The following is a 19,436-nucleotide window of genomic DNA, read 5'->3' as shown; positions in this document are numbered from 1 at the left end:
TGCCCCGGAGGTCAGCCCTGAAGCGAGCCGACGATCGCCTTCGTGAAGGTAGGGATGTCGGACGGCATCCGGCTGGTGATGAGGTTGCCATCCACCACCACTTCGGCATCGACGACGGTCGAACCGGCGTTCTTCAGATCGGTCCGGATGGAGTACCAAGCCGTGGCGCGGCGACCGCGCAGCACATCGGCCTCGACCAGAAGCCAGGGGCCATGGCAGATCGAGGCGATCGGCTTACCGGCGGCGGCGAACTCCTTCACCAGAGCAATCGCCTTCTCGTCCATTCGCAGCTTGTCGGGATTGACCACGCCGCCGGGCAGGACGAGGGCATCGAAGTCAGCAGCGTCGATATCCGCGATCAGTCGGTCCGGCGTGATCGTCTCGCTCGACTCGTCCGAGTTGCCGGTCTCGGCATTGTAGACACAGCCGCGGATTGGGCCGCCCTTGGGCGAAGCCAAGACAACTCGCGCTCCAGCGTCGAGGAGCGACTGGCGCGGGCTGTAAAGTTCGGCATCCTCGAAGCCGTCGGTTGCCAGTACCAGGATGTTGCGGTCCTTCAGGTTGGTCATGACTTTCTCCTTGCTCATTGATCCGGAAGCCGGTCGCTTCCGAATGAGAGCAAGCTATCGCAAGCCACCCCGGTCGGGGTTGCCGCCGAATCCAGAATCCTTGCCTAATCCGCCAAGGCCGCTTGCGGGGAGGTCCGCTCGCCCTTTAGGATGTCTGCATTCTGATGGATCGGAATGGACCACAATGAACAGCACTCTCCTGGAATGCGTGTGCCGTTTCGCCGACGCCAATGCCGACAAGTACGGTGTTGCGCGCACGCCTATACCCGGGCTCTTTGCCATGCGAGCGACGGCGCCGAGCGAAATGCAATATGCGATTTCCAAACCGCTGGTCGCCCTCGTTCTTCAGGGAGCCAAGCGCGTGACCATGGGCAGCACGACCTTCGATTTCGGGGCTGGAGATTCCTTGCTGATTGCCGCCGACGTCCCGAATGTCAGCCAGATCACGCGGGCCAATGCCGGCGTCCCTTACTACTCGCTTGTTCTCGATATCGATCTGGCGGTGACGCAGTCGCTCGTCATGGACATCGGCATTGCCCAAGCGGATACGGGCGTTCCCATCCGCGTCGACCCGACAGAAGCGGAAGTCGCCGACACGGCTCTGCGCCTGATGCGACTTCTTGATCGTCCGGCTTCGATCCCTGTCCTGCAAAATCAGCTGATCCGCGAAATGCATTTCTGGCTGCTGACAGGTCGGCACGGCGCAGGCATCCGTGCGCTCGGCGTCACCGACAGCCATGCAAGCCGGATCGGGCGGTCCGTCGCTCTCATCAGAAGCGCTTATGCGGAGACGCTGACGGTGGAACAATTGGCCGAAGTCGCCGGGATGAGCCTTTCCTCATTCCACCACCACTTCCGCGTCGTCACATCTCTGTCGCCGCTCCAATTCCAGAAGCAACTGCGCCTCATCGAGGCGCGGCGGATGATGATTTCCGAAGGTGCGCCGATCAGCAATGCGGCCTATTCCGTTGGCTACGAAAGCGTGCCCCAGTTCACGCGCGAATATGGCCGGATGTTTGGAGCCTCACCCGCAAGGGATGTTCGCGACAGCTTTGGCAAGAGCCAAGTCGCGGCGTGAGACCGCCACCATTGCATCATTGAGGTCGCTGATCTGCCCCGTGGTGCCTCACGCAGACGCTGAAATTTGTAATCTGGACATAGCGGTGCTCCGTCGAGGTCACCTCGGCGGTGGCGCCTGGACATGTTTGCATATGGCTTCCTGGGTAAAGGGTCTGGAACCTGCCCCCTTCATCCGCGATCATTTGCAGTTGAACAGAATCGAACCGCGGGTAGTGCGTCTGATTATCTAACGCACTGAGAAATCAACCTTCTTGCATCGAACGATGCGGATCTTAAAGTTGTCACTAGGGTGACGTCTCAGAGATTATGACGGGTTGTTCTATGCCCAGAATTGGCAGGTCTTGCGGGGGGACGAGCAGTTGGATGCTGCGCGCGACACCTGGTTGCTTTTGGATCAATCCGATTTTCTCAAGTGTCTTTAGCATCTGGTGGACCGAGGGTGGGGTGACTTTGAAGTATCGCTGGAAGTCTGCCTCGGCTGGGGCACGGCCATTGATCTGTGAATAGGCCCATATGAAGGCAAGATACTGGCCCTGCTTTGCGGTGAAGGGGGTTGGTCCGCCCGGCTTCTTTTGGTCAAGCAATTGATTCATTTCGGATTCATCCAAGGTCCCTCGACGATGAGGGATATTGTGATGAACGTACGATATCGAGTCGATCTTAGCCAGATCGAACGCGACGAGCTTGGCGCTTTGGTGAGTGGTGGCAAGCAACCAGTCCGACGGCTCAAGCGAATGCAGATACTGCTGGCGGTTGACGCCGGCGTCAGCGATGAGGCCATCGAAGCCTCGGTGCAGACCAGCGGCTCCACCATCTATCGCACCAGGAAGCGCTTTGTGGAGATCAGCCTGGAGGCCGCCCTCAGTGAAGAGCCGCGGCCCGGGGCGGCTCGAAAGCTGAGCGGCAAGGACGAGGTGCGACTGGTCGCCCTGGCTTGCTCGGATCCACCCAAGGGCTGCGCCCGGTGGACCTTGAAGCTTTTGGACCTTGAAGCTTTTGGCCAACGCGCTGCTGGAAGTGGTCGAACATCAGAGTGTCTCACGCGAAACTATCCGCCGCAGACTGGACGACAACGACCTGAAGCCCTGGCAGAAGAAGATGTGGTGCATCGCCAAAATCGATGGCGAATATATCGCCCGGATGGAGGATCTCCTCGATCTTTACGCCGAGCCGAGTGATCCTAAGCGGCCAGTCGTCTGCTTCGATGAAAGTCCGATCCAGCTCATCGGCGAGGTGCGCGTGCCTATCGTGCAGAAACCGGGGAAGCGATACCGCTACGACTCCGAATACAAGCGCAATGGCACGGCCAACCTCTTCGTTATGGTCGACGCCAATAGGTCATGGCGCAAGGTCAAGGTCACTGATCGGCGCGCCAACGAGGACTTCGTCGTCTGCATGCGCGACCTGGTCGACCTCGATTATCCCGGCGCCAACCGGGTCCGTGTCGTGATGGATAACCTATCAACCCACACGGCCTCCGCTGTCTATCAGACCTTCCCGGCCGCCGAGGCGCGTCGGATCTTGCGACGTCTGGAATTCCACTACACGCCCCGCCACGCGAGCTGGCTCAATATGGCCGAGATCGAGATCGGCGTCATGCGCCGACAGTGTCTTGACCGCCGTATCGACAACCGCGACTTGCTCAAATCCGAGGTTGACGCCTGGGAGCGGCGTCGAACCGAAAGTGGCGCTCAAATCCGATGGATGTTCTCGACAGACCAAGCCCGCGAAAAGATGGCAAAGTCTTATCCAATACCTTTGCTCAACGAGTCATAATCTCTGGGACGTCACACTAGACGAGCTTCACGTTTTCAGGTCGCGTGCTCTGCGCCGGGCCGCTGCTCGACGCTCCGCGAAATGGGCCTCGACCTCATTGTCCGGAATGTCGGACCGGGTGTCATTCAGCGCCTCGAGCACCTTCGACCGGAACCAGGCATCATGTCCCTCGCTGCTAGTCACGAGCTCAAGCGGGAGAGAGCCTTCGTTGGCAGTTCGGGTCAGCAGGATCCGCACGGCATCTGAAACTGTCAGCCCCATGCTTTCAAGCACGGCGGACGCACGATCCCGGACCTCGGCATCGATGCGAGTTTGAACAAGAGCATTTGCGGCCATGAGCGATTCCTCTTTCAGGCAAAATGTAATGCAATCGAATGACAAATACTAGCATTCTCTACATGCGGGAGATGTTTCTGCATACATAGGACCGCAGATCTGCGTGCTCGCAGTCGGGAGATGAAGCGACCTGAGCACGCTGACTACCCGGCTTCTGGTTGAATAGCTCGTTCTCGCCTCGGTTCTGATGTCGTATGCCATGTTGGTACTCTCTGTTGATCTCCTAGGCCGCTTCCAAGCCTGCCCGCTTTACGGCAGCCTTATGCGACGACGGGTGCTGACTTGCGCTGCTCCCTATGCCGCCTGGGCATTGACCGACGAAAGCCCTGCCGGGGTCTGCTTCGAGAACCGGTACGTCGTCAAATCCATCCGCTCAAGCCGCCCGCGCCTCGGCGATCGCCTCTTTCAGCCCCTTTTCGTCGAGCACTCCGGCGAACGTGGTACGCCCGATCACGAACGAAGGCGTGCCTGCAAAGTTGAAGGCGAGCGCCTGGTTGTAGTTCCGGTCAAGAAGACCGGAGATCTTGGCGGTGTGCGTGTTCACGGCCGCCGCGATCTCCTTCATGGTGAGGCCCGCGCCCGTGAGGGCCTTCTCGACGTCTTCTTCCGTCAGCTTTCCTGTCGTCTTCATCAGGGCTTCCATGGCTGTCTCGTATTTGCCGATCTGTGCCGCACCAAGAACAGCCTGGGCAGCGAAGATCGAGGCGCCACCGAAGACCGGCCAATCCTTCAGCACGAGCCGGACATTGCCGTCCTCCCGGACGACTTTCTCGACCGTCGGATGAATCTTCTTGCAGTAGGGACACTGGTAGTCGAAAAACTCGACGACGGTGACGTCGCCTCCGGGATTACCGAGAACCGGTGCGTCCGGATCATGGAAGACGGTCTTCTCGGTGATCTCCTGGCTGAAGGCGAAGCGCGGGAGGACGGCGCCAAGAGCGGCGCCGCCGGCGGTGACGGCGAGCAGGTTTCTGCGGGTGATCATTTCATACTTCTCCTTTTCCAGATTCTTCCGGTCCGAGCACGACAACCTTCGAGCCCTTCGGCACGCGGCGGTTAAGATCGATGATGTCGTGGTTCAACAGTCTGATGCAGCCTGAGGACACGGACTTTCCGATCGTCCACGGCTCATTGGTCCCGTGGATACGGTAGAGCGTGTCCTTCCCTCCCTGGTAGAGATAGAGGGCACGTGCCCCCAGAGGGTTTCTGATGCCACCCTCCAGGCCCGCCGCCAAAGGGCCGTAGCGCTCCGGATCGCGCTTGATCATGTTCTGGGTCGGCACCCAGCCCGGCCACTGGGCCTTGCGGGCGATATCGGCTTCGCCCTTGAATTCCATGCCGGCCCTGGCGACGCCGACGCCGTAGCGCATCGCCTTACCGTTCTCCATGACGAGATAGAGAAACCTGGCATAGGGGTCCACGACGATGGTGCCCGGCGGATATCCGGTCTTGTAATCCACCACCTGACGGACGTTCCCCGGATCCATTTTGGAGACATCGACGCCGGGAATGGTCTCTTTCCCATCTTGTATCGGCGCATACATGCCGGCCAGGGACGGATCCCCCTTCGGGGTTTCGATTTTCGGAGGTTCCGAAGCCGTTTGGGCACAGGCCGACAGCCCCATGACCAGGAGCAGCGCGATCAGCGGGAGCCGCGGAGCGATCACTCGGGCAGGTGTCATTCCGATATTCCTTCCTGAGTTTTAAGTTCCTGGATCTTCTGCGCGAGAGCCTCGCGGGAGATCTCGCCGAGATGGGATCCGATCAGTGTGCCGTCGGCTGCCAGGAAGAGCGTGGCGGGAAGCCCGACTGCCGAATAATGGCGGCTCAGGAGAAGCTGCGGATCGAGCACGACTTCCGACGGTTCAAGGTTCTCGTTCCGAAGGTAGTCAGCCACTGTTGCCGACTGCTCTCCCTGGTTTGCAAAGACGAAGCCGACATCCGACGTTCTGGCGGCGAGTTCGGCCATCATCGGCATCTCGCGGCGGCAAGGCGGGCACCAGGTCGCCCACAGGTTCAGCACCGTGGGATGTCCCTTGCCGCCGACCGTGCTTTGGGTGCCGGTCAGGGCTCGGAAAGTGGAGGCCATAGGTGGGATCTGCGTGCTGGAATAGGTGAATGCCGCGGTCGCCGTTGCTGCCAGGACGCCCGCCGCAACGCTTGCAGCACCCCATGCGACAAGCTTCCGGCTGTTCAGGAACAGCACGACCATCATCAGGGCCATGCCTGCTACGCCTCCGCTCCAGGAGAAGCCGCCCTGCCACACAGCCAGGACGCGCCAAGACTCTGAAGCGAAGCTGTCGAGATGCTGCAGGACATGCCCCAGACGCGCCGCGGCGAGACCCGCGAGCGTCGTCCACGACGACCATCGACCGAGCCTGTCGTCGACCCGGTGCGCAAGGACGGCGGCCACGGCAAGAAACACGATCATGCCCACGATGGCAGCGAATCGTTCCGCATCGAACGCGAAAGGGCCGAAAGATACGGCGTTCATCAGAGGCTTTCCTTGAGCGACGCGGCAGAGGCGGCGACGGCCTGCGTGGTGATGTCACCGACCAGCCGGCTGGCTTGGACTTCGTTGTTGCCGGCGTCCAGAAACAGCATCGTCGGGGGACCGATGACCTGCAGTTCCTTCATCAGCGACCGGTTGGCCTCGGTGATCTTGCTGAGATCGACGGAAATCAGGCGAACGCCCTCAAGCGCGTTTGCCACCGTGGCGTCCGAAAGGACGGACCGCTCGATCACCCGGCACGTGACGCACCAGTCGGCCGTGAAATAGACAAGCGACGGAGCGCCGTTTGCATCGGCTTTCAGCAGCGAGGACAGCTCGGCGGCCGAGGCGGCGGACTGGAACGAGTCCTTGATGATTTTCTTCGCCGTTGTCGTATCGGACCGCGCAGCGGCGATGGGCGCGAGAGGTTTCAAGGGATCGGTTGCGCCCGAAAATGCGCCGATCGCCAGCAGGACCCCATAGAGACCTGCGAGGAGGCCTGCGGACTTGGCAAGCCGCGCGGCACCACCCGCCTCGGGTCTCATCTGGTCGAACGCGCCGATGAAGACCGCGAAGGTGATCGCCAGAACAGACCACAATAGCAGACCGGTGCCGGCCGGCAGGAGACCATCCGCAAGCCACACAGCGGTGGCGAGGAAGAGGAACCCGAAGACCTGCCGGACGCGTTCCATCCACTGCCCCGCGCGGGGAAGAGGACCCGAGCCGAACGTCCCCATCAGGATCAACGGAATTCCCTTGCCAACGCCGAGTGCGAAAAGTGCCGTCGCGCCGAGAACAACGTCTCCTGTCTGCGCGATGTAGAGGAGCGCACCTGCTAGCGGCGCCGTGACGCATGGGCCGATCACCAGCGCCGAGGAAAACCCGAGTGCCGCCGAAGACGCCAGCGACCCCCCGGAACCGCGGGCTGGCGCGACCCGGTTCCTGAGGAAGGAGGGAAGCTGCAGCTCGAACAGCCCGAAGCTGGACAGGGCGAGCGCCATGAAGATGGCGGCGACGACGAGCGTCGCGGTGGTCGATTGCAGTGCCACCTGGAAGCTCTGGCCCCACCACGCGGCGACGACGCCGAAGAGGCTGAAGGCCGCAGCGAGCGAGAGGACGTAAGTCAGCGACAAGGCAAATCCGCGTCCGGCAGAAAGGCTCTCGCCTTCCCTCGAAAGCGTCGCTGCGAGGATCGGGTACATCGGAAACACGCATGGCGTGAATGCCAGCAGCACGCCAAGACCCAGAAACCCAGCAATCAGAAACAGCACGCCGCCGCGGTCGAGGAGAGAACCGACCACCCCGTTGGCCGACTGGTCTGATATGCGGATGCCCGGACCGTCGACCGGCTCCGCCGCCGCCTTGGACACGAGTGGAAAGGCTGCCTGTGACTGAGGCCTTGCTGGCGAAACTGGCCCGTCAGCAGCCGGATCCATAGCTTGTGCGAGCGTAGCGGGATCGATATCGACCGTGGTCGGAGGGTAGCAGAGACCGCCGTCCTGGCAGCCCTGGTAGGTCACCTTTAACATACCCGCCGTCGGGGCGACGAGAGTCGCGGTGGCCGTGCCGTAGTAGACCTCGGTGCTTCCAAATCCGGGATCGTCCTTGATGACGCCGGGCGGAGTTGACATTTCGACAGGCTTTCCGTCGTCGCCCGTCGCACTCAGATATTCCCGATAAAGGTAGTAGCCGTCCTCAAGCTGCCATCTTAATGCGATGTCAGGACCGTCGCGGCGGGCTTCCATACGAAAAGCCTTCTCCATGGGCAGCGGCGGTTCAATGACAGGCGCGGCCGCGGCGGCGGCAAAGGTCAGAATGAAACATGATACCGACAGGAAGAAACGCAAGGCTCCGCTCCGTAGCTTGGTTGGAGCGGCGGTCTCGCTTCCCAACCTTAAGGCAGCCTTAAGGTGACGGGAGCAGGGGGAGAACGAACTGCGATGAGGATGTGATGCGCCTGCTGGTGGTTGAAGATGACGAGATCCTGTTGGACGGTCTGAAGGTCGGGCTGCAGATGTGCGGCTTCACGGTCGATGTCGTGACCTCGGTTGCCGACGCCGACGCGGCCATTGATGCCGACAGCTTCGACGCTGTCATTCTCGACCTCATGCTTCCCGACGGATCAGGGCTCGACGTGCTGGCAAGGATGCGCCGATCCGGCGACCGCACACCCGTCCTCCTCCTGACCGCAAAGGACGAGGTCGCCGATCGGATCGCGGGACTGGATGCCGGAGCTGATGACTATCTGGGCAAGCCCTTCGATCTCGACGAGGTCGCTGCCCGACTTCGCGCCATCGTGCGCCGCGGGCACGGCAGGGCTGCCGGACATCTCGAATGGAAGGACGTGATCCTCGACCCGGCACGTATGTCTGCATCGCGTGCCGGCATCGCCGTCCCCCTCTCCCGACGGGAGTTCGTAATCCTGCGGGCGTTGATGGAGACGCCGGGAGTCATCCTGTCCAGGTCGAACCTCGAGGAGAAACTGTATGGATGGCAGGAGGAAGTGGAAAGCAACACCGTCGAAGTTCATGTTCACAAGCTCCGGTCCAAGCTCGGTGCGTCGATTATCGAGACCGTGCGTGGCGCGGGCTATCGGCTGAGGGCGGCGCAATGAATTCCATACGGGTAAGACTTTTTGCGATCCTGCTGGCCACGACCGGCTCCGTCTGGCTCTTCGCCGCGGCCTGGATCTACGCCAGCACCCAGGCCGAGGTCGAGCGCGTCCTCGACGCCCGCCTGATGGAAGCGGCGCGGATGGTGAGTTCGTTGATCACGGATCATCGGATAGATCCTGCCGCGGCGGCAGACGCGGCAACCGCGAATGCTCCGCCTCCACCGTTCGAGGAAGCCAGCGGCAGCTACAGCCGGCAGCTCTCCTGTCAGATCTGGTCGCTGCAAGGCAACCTTGTCAGCCGGTCCGAGAGCGCGCCCGAGACCTCGCTGGCCAGCCACACGAATGGCTTCGAGGAGACCGAGATCGACGGAGAGCGGTGGCGCGTCTATGCCGTCGTCAATCCATCGCTGGGCGTTCGCGTGCTGGTCGGAGACAGTCTCGAAATCCGTGACCGACTGATCGGCGACGTCATCAAGGGGCTTCTTCTTCCCGGAATCGTCATTCTCCCGGTCCTGGCGGCTCTGATCTGGCTGAGTGTAGGTCGCGGCCTCGCTCCGTTGACCCGCATTGCCGAAGGACTTGCAGGCCGTTCCGCCTCCGAACTGCATCCGGTCGACGACGGCACGGTCCCGCAGGAAGTGCGCCCGGTCATCCGGGCGCTGAACAGCCTGTTCGGTCGCGTGGCCGAAGCGCGCGACCGCGAGCGGAGCTTCACGGCTTATGCCGCCCATGAACTGAAGACGCCGCTCGCAGGGCTAAAGACCCAAGCGCAGATCGCTCTCCGGACCGACGACCAGAACGTCCAGCGCGAGGCGCTATCGCGCATCTCCACCAGCGTCGACCGAACCAGCCGGATGGTCCGGCAGCTTATCGATCTTGCCGCCATAGATGCGTCGCAGGGTGTCTCTACAGACGAGCCAGTCGACATCGCCGTCCTTCTCGGCGAGATCGCCTCGGAACTGGAGACGCAGCTTGCGGCCAACGACGTCCACGTGGCGGTGGAACTCGCCGATCAGACGCAGCGCCCGACCATTCTGCGAGGTGACAGGGTCCTGGTCCGTCTGGCGATCCGCAATCTGCTAGAGAACGCCATCCAGCATTCGCCGAAAGGCGAGGAAGTCAGGTGCCGCATCGTCGCGGGTCTAAGTGAGGCTTTCGTCGAGATCCTGGATCAGGGACCGGGAATCCCGCAAGCGGAAGAGCAGCGTGTCACGGAACGCTTCTTCAGAGGATCGAAGGCCCATGGCCGCGGGAGCGGGCTCGGACTGTCGATCGTCCAGATGGCGCTCGATCGTCTCGGGGGCAGCCTGACGTTCGAGAGAGGCGGCCGCTGGTTTACAGCAAGAGCCTGCTTTCCGCTCCGACGGTCTCAGACCCGCGTCCAGTTGAAGCATCCCGCTGGCAGGATCGAGTTGCCGATCAGGAGCGCGCCATGATCGTAAAACTGCTTCGCATCCCCTCCGCCGGACACCGATCCACGCGAGAGCATCGGCATGGCCGAATTGCATGACTGTTTCTCGATCACCGAACTGGTGACACTGGAGGATCTCGGCCTCAGCACCGAAGGGCGCGCCTGGAAGGACATGCTCGACGGTCTCTATGATGCAGATGGCAGCCTGCCCTGCCAGATCGACGGCGGCCTGAAATGTTTCGGCCATCCGGTCGGCGCATCGGGCCTTCGCATGCTCTATGAAGCCTGGCTGCAATTGACCGGCCAGGCCGGCAAACGCCAGCTCAGAGATCCGAAACAAGCGCTGACGCATAATCTCGGCGGCGGACCGGCCCAGAATGTCTGCTCCATAACAATTCTTGGTGGAACTTGATAACGACTTAAATCTGCATAGAAATCGGCAGATCGGCAGCACCCACACTGTTTGGAGGCTGTAAAGGCGGCAGAGACGTTTTCAGGCTCGTTGTCTCCCTACTGACCTTGCCGGAAGCATTGCGGTGCATTCGCTTAGCGCCGAATAACATTGCTGGAGCTTTACCAAACATTATCCAATGGTGGGCGAAGTTGAAGCTCCTCCACAACCCGATAACGCTTCGTAGCCGACAATTTCGCGCTCACTGCAACTTCGGAGCGAAAAACACCGTTTTATTTGCGGGTTCTTGATGAGAATCGAACCGTCACTCTACAAGTTGTGGGAGCACTGACTTCATAAGCTTTTGATTTGCCGGCCGTTATTATTCCCCACTTCAACCCCACCGCGGCGGTACGCCGATATGGGCCTTGAGTGCTTCCGTAAACGCCCTGACCTTGGCGGACGGCACCTGGAGGGCACGCAGGAGATAGATGCTTGACGATCGCTCGTTCCATCGCTCGCCGCGGAGCTTCAGCCGGATGAGATCACCTGCCTGGACGGATGGCCCCGAAACCCAGCTTGGCAAAAAGGCCACCCCCATTCCGGAGATCGCGGCGCTATTTAGCGCTTCAAAATCATCGGACCGGAAAGCCACCTGTTTGCAGGCTTCGCCGGCGGGGCTTCCGAGAATGTCAGACCATCCGAGCAGATCATTGCCATGGAGCTTGTCGAGAAGGCGATGATGGCGGAGCGCATTCTCGTCTTCCGGCTCGCCATGCTGTTCGACATAGCCACGGCTTGCAACGAGGATGCGGTCAAGCGGAGCAAGCTTCGTGGCAATCAGGGAGCTGTCCGCAAGCTCCCCCATCCTCACCACTAGGTCGAGCCGTTCGGCCACGGGATCAGCCAGCCGCTCGGTAAGATCCAGCTCGACATGCAGGCCCGGGTGTTCCTGCGCTAGCGAGGCGAGAACAGGAATAACATAGCGTTTCCCGAAAGTCGGGAAACAAGCGATCCGTAGCGTGCCGCTGACCGCACTATCGAAGGCGGCAACCTCGGCATGGGTATCGGCCAGATCATCGAGCAGGCGCTGGGCGCGTTCAAAGAGGTGACGGCCCGCATCCGTCAATGACAACGCCCGTGTCGAGCGAACAAGGAGAGTAACGCCCAGGTCCTGCTCGAGCGAATCGATCTGTCGAACGACAGCCGAAGGCGTGACAGCCCTACGCCGAGAGGCAGCAGAGAAGCTCCCACTGCGGACAACATCGACGTAAACAGCGAGATGTTCTGCGAACCGTGGGTCTCTCATCTTTGCCTACAGCGCAAAACCGTTTCGACCATTCAGTTCGTTATCATCTGCGGGCATCCGGAGCACTTTCCTTCTCGTCAACGGGCGGCAGCCCAACAAACAGAAGGAACACTCCAATGGTCAAGGTCTTAGATACAATTCTCTCCCAGTCCGCCTATTCCGCAGAGATCGACGTTCCGCTCGAAAAGATCGACATTGCCGACTGGCTCTTCACCCTGCCCGAAGCCGAATACCTGCGCTGCTGCCCGCCTGATCACATTGCAGCCGGCGTCACATGGACCGACGACGGTCGTCGCATGTCGATCAATGTTGAGCAGATCGGCTCGGGCCTCGTCGTGCAGCATTATGTGGCTGAGGTCGCCGAGCCTGCCTACTGCCGCATGAACTCGATCTCCGATGTCTTCACAGCCAACGGCCGGACCCAGGTCAATGTCGTTTGGGAACTGATTGCCGAGAAGATCGACGATGGCAGGACCCGCTATACCAACAGGGTTACCGCCCATCCGACGGATGTGTTCATGGCTTTCCTCAGCGAGCACAGCATCAAATTCGAAGATGCTGCAGCAGCACGTCAGGCCGCAGGCGGCGACCACAACAGTCGTGAGACACCTCTCTTTGCTGCAAGCATCGCCCGCCGGGCCCTTTCCAAGTAAGGAGATATCCAAATGAAGGCGATCATCTTCGATGACTTCGGAGGCGCGGATGTTCTGCGCCTCGCCGATGCACCCATCCCCGAATTGCGCCCAGACGATCTTCTGATCAAGGTCGTGGCGGCTGGTGTCAACCGCGCCGACCTTCTTCAACGCGAAGGCGTCTATGGCTTGCAGAGCTACGGAGACAGCCCTATTCTCGGGCTTGAGGTCGCTGGCGAAGTCGTGGCCATTGGAGACACCGTTAGCGGTTTTGCTGTCGGGGAACGTGTCATGGGCATCGTTGGTGGGGGCGCATATGCCCAGTATGCGCGCGTCGATAGTGGAATGGCAGTTGCCATTCCGGCCGGCTTGTCCTTCATGGAGGCTGCCGCAGTTATGGAAAGCTTCATCACGGGCTGGGAAGCGCTTGCACATCTCGGACAAGTCGCAAAAGGCGAGACCGTTCTCGTTCATGCTGCTGCAGGCGGTATCGGATCGGCTGCCGTCCAGCTTGCAAAGACTGCCGGAGCCACTGTCCTGGCCACTGCTTCGGCAAGCAATATCGACAACGTGCTGTCACTTGGCGCCGATGCTGTTTTTGATTACAAGCGGGTGGATTTCGAGGCGGAAGTTGTTGATGCGACGGCGTCTCGCGGGGTCGATCTGATCATCGACTTTGTCGGCGGGTCCTACCTCGCCCGCAACATTCGTAGTCTTGCTCCCGGTGGTCGGCTTGTCCAAGTGGGCCTGTTGGGGCGCGATGATAACGCCATCATTCCACTCGGCATCGTTCTTCACAACCACCTGCAACTGATTGGCACGGTCATGAAATCGAGGTCACGATCGGAAAAAAGGGCAATGATTCGCCGGTTCAAAGAACAAGTACTGCCGCTGGTGGGACAAGTGCTTAAGCCGGTCATCGGAGCGGTATATCCGCTCGCGGCTACATCGGAAGCCCATCGCCGGATGGAGGCTGGCGGGTTGTTTGGGAAGATCGTTCTGACTGATTTTCCTGAATGACGCAGGCACACGGCGCGTCCGACCAATCGCCTTGATGAAAATCGAACCTTTGACCCATCTATTTTCATGAACTGAGGGGCAAGGGATCGGTGCCTTCGTTCAGGATTGCAAGATATCGCTGATAGCTGAACACGCGGCCGCGTTTGCGGCCGGTCACCTCATCAACGATGCCCAAACGCTCCAGATCAGCAAGTGCGGCATTGACCGTTGGCGCGGAAAGACCCGTGATCTGAACAATCTGGTTCGCAGTGTGGAAAGGATTCTGCTGGAACAGCTCGTGAATACGAAGGGCCGACCCTGCTCTATCGCTCTCCATCGTGATTCGCTCCCGATCTTCCTTGAAAAGATCGACGATCTGGGTCGCAGCCTCAAATGCTTGATTGGCAGTGTCGGCAACGCCCGCCAGGAAAAAGTCTAGCCAAGCTTCCCAGTTTCCATGCTCACGCACCTCTTGCAATAACCGGTAATATTCTCTCCGATGGGACTTCAGATAGAGGCTGAGGTAGAGCAGCGGCTTTCGCAAAACCCCGTTCATGCAAAGATACAGGGTTACAAGCAGACGGCCGATGCGACCATTGCCATCGAGAAACGGATGGATCGTTTCAAACTGCACATGCAGCAGGCCAGCTTTGATTAGCGCCGGTAAACGCGATTGGTCGTCATGCATGAAGCGCTCGAACGCATCCAGGCAACCGGCCATTTCAGTGACGGGTGGCGGTACAAAGAGTGCGTTACCGGGGCGCGTCCCACCAATCCAATTCTGCGAGCGGCGGAACTCTCCAGGATCCTTGGTGCCTCCCCGCCCACTGTGTAGGAGCCTGGCGTGCGTCTCACGGATCAGACGCAATGACATGGGCAGCGTTTCCAGCCGCTCTAAACCATACATCATGGCGTCAACGTAGTTGGATACTTCACGGATATCATCAACCGGCTGTCCGGCTTGGGCTTCGGTCTCAAACCGCAAGAGATCAGAAAGCGTGGACTGCGTGCCTTCAATCTGCGAGGAAAGAACGGCTTCCTTTCTCACATACATATAAAGAAACAGCTCCTGTCTCGGCAGCAGCATTGTGATACCATCCAGGCGTCCTAGCGCGCGTTCCGCCAAGCTGAGTCGCTCTAGCAATGAAAGCACATCAATCGCCGGCTCGGGCGGCAACGGCGGGGGTACAAACGCCCGCACTGTTTCACTGGCCGCGACCGTCTCGACGAAACGACCCAGGCGGTTTTTGGATTGGGAATCAGACATAACCAAATATCAGCCGCGCCCGTTATTTAAGCAAGACGCATTTCATTTAATTAATCGACAGACTTAGATAAGCGCGCTTAATTAACGTCGACATTGAACTCCTGAGCTTTGATCCGGGCGACATCGGCGCCTAACACGATGAACGGGCGCCATTAGAAGTGACACGCCCGATACATGCTTTGTTAAAGCTCGCGTCATATTTCCGCTCGCCCTCGGCACTGTTGCCGAGAGAAACGGAATGAGCATGCCCAAACACGATCTTTCATCACGTCATTTTCAGCGAAAAATATCCCAATTCTGCGAACTGCGTATCGCGCCGATCACATCCAAACGGGTGCTGGAAAACATCCGGCCCTTCCTGATGAGCTTAATCATCTATCGGAAATCGCCCCCGCTCCGGAGTGGCCAACTCGACTGGACGGCGATAGGCCAAGCCTGTGGTGTCGAAGCCGAGCTGACAGTAGAACTGAAAAAGCAGCTTCAGCCAGGCCTGGATGCAATCATCCGATGGCTAGACGGACCGCCAGCAGTCGAAGAACAACGGCCACCAAAGCCGACCGCTCGCCCGGACAAGATGGCGCCCGCCAAAAAGGCAGCCTCCGCGACTTCAACCAGAAAGCCTCAACGTGCGACGGCCGATGGCATTGTTGCCCCATATGAATCGGTGCCACGTGGGCCGACTCCAAAACCGATCAGCCCTTTCCCAGAACCACTGTTCGACGCGACCGAGGACCCGGCGAGCTTTCAGAATGCACTGGTCTATCATATGCGTCGGTTCGGCGACACCTATTGGCAGCTTTACCGCGCCGTTGTTCATCTGAATGAGACCTTCGACAATAAGACACTGCTATCCTGGATCCAGGGAGAGCGCGTGCCCCGATCTGTTGCCAGTTTCAATATCCTCCGCCGCATCGAGCGACGCTATCGACTTTCAGAGGGATATTTCAAAGAGAAACTGCCGCATCAGGCGCGCTCGCTGTATGGTCACGATCTCGGTGACATCAGCCCAGCTGAGCGTCGACGGATTTCATTGCACCTGCCCGAAGACTTCAACAGCCTGCCCTTTACCAAGCGCGAGGAGATTCTCGATTGGGTGCGCCGGGTGATCATTTCCGGCTCTACGGAATATCGCCGCTATCAGGCGGCGGCCAGCAAGCAGCGATATGCCATCCGATTTCCCGGCGTCACCTATGGCAGCAGCTTTCTTTCCTCTCGGTCGTTGGCCTCGGCGGCCGGCACCAATCAGAACGTTGCCGCAGAACTTGATGATCCTGATCTGCTCTCCGGCATTGTCGACGCACCGCCGAGACTTGCCATGGAAATGGCTGATCTCATCCGCTTCAAGACTTCGACGCTGACGGCGACGGGGTTCCAACGGAACGGCGTCTGGGGTGAAGAAACGGCCTCCCAGAAGATTGAGCACCTCGGCTTGATGTTTGGTGCGCTTGCGGCCTCGCCAAACGGTGTCGTGAAGGGTTTCGGTGTGCCAGTCAGCCAGTTAAGCTTCGGCCTTCTCGTCTTCCCCGGCGTTTGGGACTGGTATCTGCAGTGGCGGGAACAGCGACGTGGCTTCTACACCAAGTGGGAAGAAGACATGCTGATGGTCGCCCAAGCCCTATCTCGCGCGGACGTCGGTTGGATCCGGCAGCATCCGGAACTGCTTCGGAATGTCAGGCCCATTGCGGGCTTGATTGAGCAGGAAGAAATCGATTTCGCGGCTCGCGACTGGCATGGCGCCTGTGATGCGTTTCACCGACACGCCGCTAACCGTTCCAAGGAGATCCAGCGAGTGATGCGCGTGCATCGCGATCCATTTGAACCGATCATGTGTGTACTTGAAGCGGACAGCCCGCTGGCGGAATATCGCAAGATCACGGACGAGATCGTGAGACGTATGCCGGATGAGAACAGATATCCACGACCGGCTGCCGAAGCCGTTAGATCATTCCTATTGCTTCGACTGGGCCTGCACCTTGGTCTCAGGCAAAAGAACCTTCGCCAACTTCGTGTCTGCCCCCGTGGACACTATCCGACGTCAGAACGCCGGCTGGAGGATTTGAAATGCGGTGAGCTGCGCTGGAGTGATCGCGACCATGGGTGGGAGGTCCTTATCCCGTCGGTCGCATTCAAAAACTCCGGTTCATCCTTCTTCGGACAGAAACCGTTTCGGCTGATATTGCCGGACCTGCTCGACCTCTACGAATATCTCGATGCCTATATCGACCGTCATCGTGGTGTCCTCCTTGGCGGCGCCAAAGACCCCGGAACCCTGTTCGTCAAAACGGTGAAGACCACCAGCACCGACGCAGCTTACAACTCGACCACGTTCTACGAAGCCTGGAGGACCGTCATCCAACGCTATGGAATTTATAATCCTTACACTGGGCGAGGTGCCATCAAAGGCTTGTTGCCGCATGGACCCCATAACCTACGGGACATTCTTGCGACGCATATTCTGAAGCAGACCGGATCCTACGAGCAGGCGAGCTACGCAATTCAGGATACACCCGATGTCGTTCAGCAGCACTACGGTCGCTTCCTTCCGCAAGACAAGGCCGCACTGGCCGCAAAGATCCTCAATCAGGTTTGGGAAGCTGCGTAAGATCGAATGAGATGCTCGGCTCGGATACTCAGACCATGTTGCATCTGGGCCGAGCGTCCTCGTCTCCGCCTTGAGCGGATTCGAACCGGCGCCCCGCGATTTAAAGGGAGAATTTCAATGACGATTCCGCGCGTTGGTGGCCCACGCGAGGAAACGCATCTACGGTAGCTGCAGGCCCGCGTCCAGCAGATCGTCAAGATAATGCTCTCGCGACTGGAACGCGCCGCTTCTGGCTGGTTCAATTCTCGCACACACCACGCGCCTTGCCAGCGACCGCGCGTCGACGGGGTCCCGGCTGCTATGTCACCCATTGGCCGACCAAGCAGAAATGCGCTCCTTATATTGAACAACCGGTCGAACTGGTCACCGAAGCTTCGGTTTCCAAGGAGGCCACGGACACGATGACGCATTCGTTCCGTCGCCCACAGGCGCGACATTCGCGGCGACCTGCGTCACCTACGATCATCTGGCGCGTCAAGAGTCTGATGCACCGCTAAGACGCGGCGGGGCGGGGAACGGTAAAGGATTTGTCGCGTGAGCCTGTGGCGTGGCCTGCATAGCCATCAAAGACGGTTATCGACGTCCATTCTTTGATGAAGGATGCGGATAACGACGATCTGCCCCGTATCGTTGCTTTTGAAATAGATGAAGTGGGAGCCGACCGAGACTTTCCGGTATCCTTCGCGAATATCGACGGGGCGGCTGACGCGGGTGCCGGCGGCCAGTGCGCGGCATGCGTCCCTAATATTCTGGATATATCGCTCTGCCTGATCGACATTCCACCGTGTCGCCGTGTAGTCCCAAATCCGCTCGACATCGGCCTGCGCGGCGGGGGACAGTATGAAGCCGGTCATTTCGCCTCAAATGCGGCGCGCTTGCGCGCATTGAAGGCGTCGAAATCGAAGGCGGTTGCAGGGCCGGATTCTTCACCTTCGATCAACGCGGCATGCAATGCCTTCACTTTGGCCTCGTGCTCTTCGAGCAGGCGCAGGCCTGCACGCACCACGTCGCTGGCCGAACCGTAGCGCCCCGCCTGGACTTGCGTGTCAATGAAAGTGGCGAAATGATCGCCAAGCGAAATGGATGTGTTTCGAGCCATGTCGGAATCTCCTATCTTTTAATTATATACCAAAAATTGGTACAATGGCAAAATTTATCGTGCGGCCAGCAAGGTCAGCCTCCTGCGCGTGGCGGCCGGGGCTGCCGCACGCAGGAGGCGGCTCCGTTGCAAAAAATTGGTTGCCGCGTGGCGTTGGTGCGGGTATCAGCAAATGTGCGGAAGTCGGTCTTTGATGGGCCGATTACTTGGTTGCCCCCGTCGAGGCTTGGCAACGAACGGATTTCGGGCGTCCGCAGGCAAGCATTCGGTTCAGGATGGCGACGCCGATCGCAGCCTCTGTCTGTTGAGCGAGGAATGACCGAGCGTGCAAACGCAGTCCAATGACGCCCTTGTATCGACCCATCGCGGTTTCAACCAAAGCTCGTTTACCATAGCCGGTCAATGCCTGCCATTTCAGTCGACCATCTGCCTGCATGGATGCTGTGTGATCCTCTCTCTGGCAGGATGCTTGGATGTTGGGCCGTTCAACAGCGTTCGAGCGCGGTGGAATGACGACCCTTGCGTTTGCGCTGTGACGGAGAACTGCGTCGTAGGTTGGATAGCCATCATAAGCTCCATCGGCAGTGAACTGGTCGATCTCATCGTCGATCTGATTCAGCAACGGCTCCAGCTGCGAGGCATCGCCGGTTTCCTGATCTGTCAGACTATGTGCAATGATCTCCCCACTGTCGGCGTCAACAGCTAGATGCAGCTTTCGCCAGCTGCGTCGGGATTTTACGCCGTGTTTTTCTTCCAGCCATTGGCCAGCACCATAGATGGCCGTGCTAGAAATACAACCCGCGATTTATTATCGATTAACCAGAAGATGCTGTCATTCGGGGAGGTTTGGTTTTGCGTCC

General features: G+C 59.5%; 17 protein-coding genes and 3 pseudogenes. 8 read left to right on the top strand and 12 right to left on the bottom strand.

The window, feature by feature from the left end; translation table 11 throughout:
• Window positions 1-11: 11 nt before the first annotated feature.
• Window positions 12-569, bottom strand: a complete 558-nt coding sequence (locus QEO92_RS28910) for a type 1 glutamine amidotransferase domain-containing protein (protein WP_227705589.1) — start codon at window positions 567-569, stop codon at window positions 12-14.
• A gap of 184 nt (window positions 570-753) precedes the next feature.
• On the opposite strand from QEO92_RS28910, the gene QEO92_RS28905 reads away from it, so the two are divergent.
• A complete protein-coding gene (locus tag QEO92_RS28905; protein ID WP_037156277.1) occupies window positions 754-1,647 on the top strand; it encodes an AraC family transcriptional regulator in 894 nt (297 codons plus the stop codon).
• Window positions 1,648-1,933: 286 nt separating this feature from the next.
• Here the strand turns inward: QEO92_RS28905 and QEO92_RS28900 are convergent, their stop codons facing one another.
• On the bottom strand, window positions 1,934-2,242 hold the full coding sequence (locus tag QEO92_RS28900; RefSeq protein ID WP_227705887.1) for a LexA family protein: 309 nt from the start codon (window positions 2,240-2,242) through the stop codon (window positions 1,934-1,936).
• A gap of 42 nt (window positions 2,243-2,284) precedes the next feature.
• Between QEO92_RS28900 and QEO92_RS28895 the strand changes: the two are divergent.
• A pseudogene (locus QEO92_RS28895) lies at window positions 2,285-3,425 on the top strand (IS630 family transposase).
• A 27-nt stretch (window positions 3,426-3,452) separates the two neighbouring features.
• Here the strand turns inward: QEO92_RS28895 and QEO92_RS28890 are convergent.
• From QEO92_RS28890 to dsbD, 5 genes are all read right to left on the bottom strand, one after another.
• Entirely contained in the window at window positions 3,453-3,761 is a 309-nt protein-coding gene (locus QEO92_RS28890) for a type II toxin-antitoxin system RelB/DinJ family antitoxin (RefSeq protein WP_037148883.1), read from the bottom strand.
• A gap of 373 nt (window positions 3,762-4,134) precedes the next feature.
• The gene (locus QEO92_RS28885; protein WP_037148890.1) at window positions 4,135-4,746 is read right to left on the bottom strand and encodes a DsbA family protein; all 612 of its coding nucleotides are present in this window, start codon (window positions 4,744-4,746) and stop codon (window positions 4,135-4,137) included.
• Between the two features lies 1 nt (window position 4,747).
• Window positions 4,748-5,443: a L,D-transpeptidase gene (locus tag QEO92_RS28880; protein ID WP_227705588.1), complete on the bottom strand. Its 696-nt coding sequence runs from the start codon at window positions 5,441-5,443 to the stop codon at window positions 4,748-4,750.
• Complete coding sequence (locus tag QEO92_RS28875) at window positions 5,440-6,255, bottom strand: TlpA disulfide reductase family protein (RefSeq protein WP_227705587.1); 816 nt, start codon at window positions 6,253-6,255, stop codon at window positions 5,440-5,442. The genes QEO92_RS28880 and QEO92_RS28875 overlap by 4 nt, the downstream gene beginning before the upstream one ends.
• Window positions 6,255-8,099, bottom strand: a complete 1,845-nt coding sequence (gene dsbD / locus QEO92_RS28870; RefSeq protein ID WP_227705586.1) for a protein-disulfide reductase DsbD — start codon at window positions 8,097-8,099, stop codon at window positions 6,255-6,257. The genes QEO92_RS28875 and dsbD overlap by 1 nt, the downstream gene beginning before the upstream one ends.
• Before the next feature lie 104 nt (window positions 8,100-8,203).
• On the opposite strand from dsbD, the gene QEO92_RS28865 reads away from it, so the two are divergent.
• The 3 genes and pseudogenes from QEO92_RS28865 to QEO92_RS28855 all read left to right on the top strand — a co-directional run.
• A complete protein-coding gene (locus QEO92_RS28865; RefSeq protein WP_227705585.1) occupies window positions 8,204-8,866 on the top strand; it encodes a response regulator in 663 nt (220 codons plus the stop codon).
• Window positions 8,863-10,302 (top strand): ATP-binding protein, encoded by a 1,440-nt coding sequence (locus QEO92_RS28860; protein ID WP_227705584.1) that lies wholly within the window; start codon window positions 8,863-8,865, stop codon window positions 10,300-10,302. Before QEO92_RS28865 ends, QEO92_RS28860 begins: the two co-directional genes overlap by 4 nt.
• A 39-nt stretch (window positions 10,303-10,341) precedes the next feature.
• Window positions 10,342-10,689: pseudogene (locus QEO92_RS28855) on the top strand (thiolase C-terminal domain-containing protein); the annotation flags it as partial.
• A 373-nt stretch (window positions 10,690-11,062) separates the two neighbouring features.
• Here the strand turns inward: QEO92_RS28855 and QEO92_RS28850 are convergent.
• Window positions 11,063-11,977 (bottom strand): LysR family transcriptional regulator, encoded by a 915-nt coding sequence (locus QEO92_RS28850; protein ID WP_227705583.1) that lies wholly within the window; start codon window positions 11,975-11,977, stop codon window positions 11,063-11,065.
• A 116-nt stretch (window positions 11,978-12,093) separates the two neighbouring features.
• Between QEO92_RS28850 and QEO92_RS28845 the strand changes: the two genes are divergently transcribed.
• Together QEO92_RS28845 and QEO92_RS28840 are read left to right on the top strand one after the other, a co-directional pair.
• Window positions 12,094-12,630, top strand: a complete 537-nt coding sequence (locus QEO92_RS28845) for a hypothetical protein (protein ID WP_037148905.1) — start codon at window positions 12,094-12,096, stop codon at window positions 12,628-12,630.
• Between the two features lie 12 nt (window positions 12,631-12,642).
• Window positions 12,643-13,629 carry an NAD(P)H-quinone oxidoreductase gene (locus QEO92_RS28840; RefSeq protein ID WP_227705582.1) on the top strand — a complete coding sequence of 329 codons (987 nt, stop codon included), beginning with the start codon at window positions 12,643-12,645 and terminating at the stop codon, window positions 13,627-13,629.
• A 64-nt stretch (window positions 13,630-13,693) separates the two neighbouring features.
• Here the strand turns inward: QEO92_RS28840 and QEO92_RS28835 are convergent, their stop codons facing one another.
• The gene (locus QEO92_RS28835) at window positions 13,694-14,875 is read right to left on the bottom strand and encodes a Fic family protein (protein ID WP_227705581.1); all 1,182 of its coding nucleotides are present in this window, start codon (window positions 14,873-14,875) and stop codon (window positions 13,694-13,696) included.
• A 238-nt stretch (window positions 14,876-15,113) separates the two neighbouring features.
• On the opposite strand from QEO92_RS28835, the gene QEO92_RS28830 reads away from it, so the two are divergent.
• The gene (locus QEO92_RS28830) at window positions 15,114-17,477 is read left to right on the top strand and encodes a hypothetical protein (protein ID WP_407722183.1); all 2,364 of its coding nucleotides are present in this window, start codon (window positions 15,114-15,116) and stop codon (window positions 17,475-17,477) included.
• 563 nt (window positions 17,478-18,040) lie between these two features.
• Here QEO92_RS28830 and QEO92_RS28825 read toward each other — a convergent pair.
• The 3 genes and pseudogenes from QEO92_RS28825 to QEO92_RS28815 all read right to left on the bottom strand — a co-directional run.
• Window positions 18,041-18,331 (bottom strand): type II toxin-antitoxin system RelE/ParE family toxin, encoded by a 291-nt coding sequence (locus QEO92_RS28825; RefSeq protein ID WP_037148910.1) that lies wholly within the window; start codon window positions 18,329-18,331, stop codon window positions 18,041-18,043.
• Window positions 18,328-18,576, bottom strand: a complete 249-nt coding sequence (locus QEO92_RS28820) for a type II toxin-antitoxin system ParD family antitoxin (protein WP_037148912.1) — start codon at window positions 18,574-18,576, stop codon at window positions 18,328-18,330. The genes QEO92_RS28825 and QEO92_RS28820 overlap by 4 nt, the downstream gene beginning before the upstream one ends.
• A 202-nt stretch (window positions 18,577-18,778) precedes the next feature.
• A pseudogene (locus QEO92_RS28815) lies at window positions 18,779-19,354 on the bottom strand (IS5 family transposase); the annotation flags it as partial.
• Between the last annotated feature and the right edge of the window lie 82 nt (window positions 19,355-19,436).

It is taken from the genome of Neorhizobium petrolearium, from assembly GCF_029854435.1.
Taxonomy (GTDB): domain Bacteria; phylum Pseudomonadota; class Alphaproteobacteria; order Rhizobiales; family Rhizobiaceae; genus Neorhizobium; species Neorhizobium petrolearium.
This window is presented reverse-complemented; position numbering and strand designations above follow the sequence as displayed.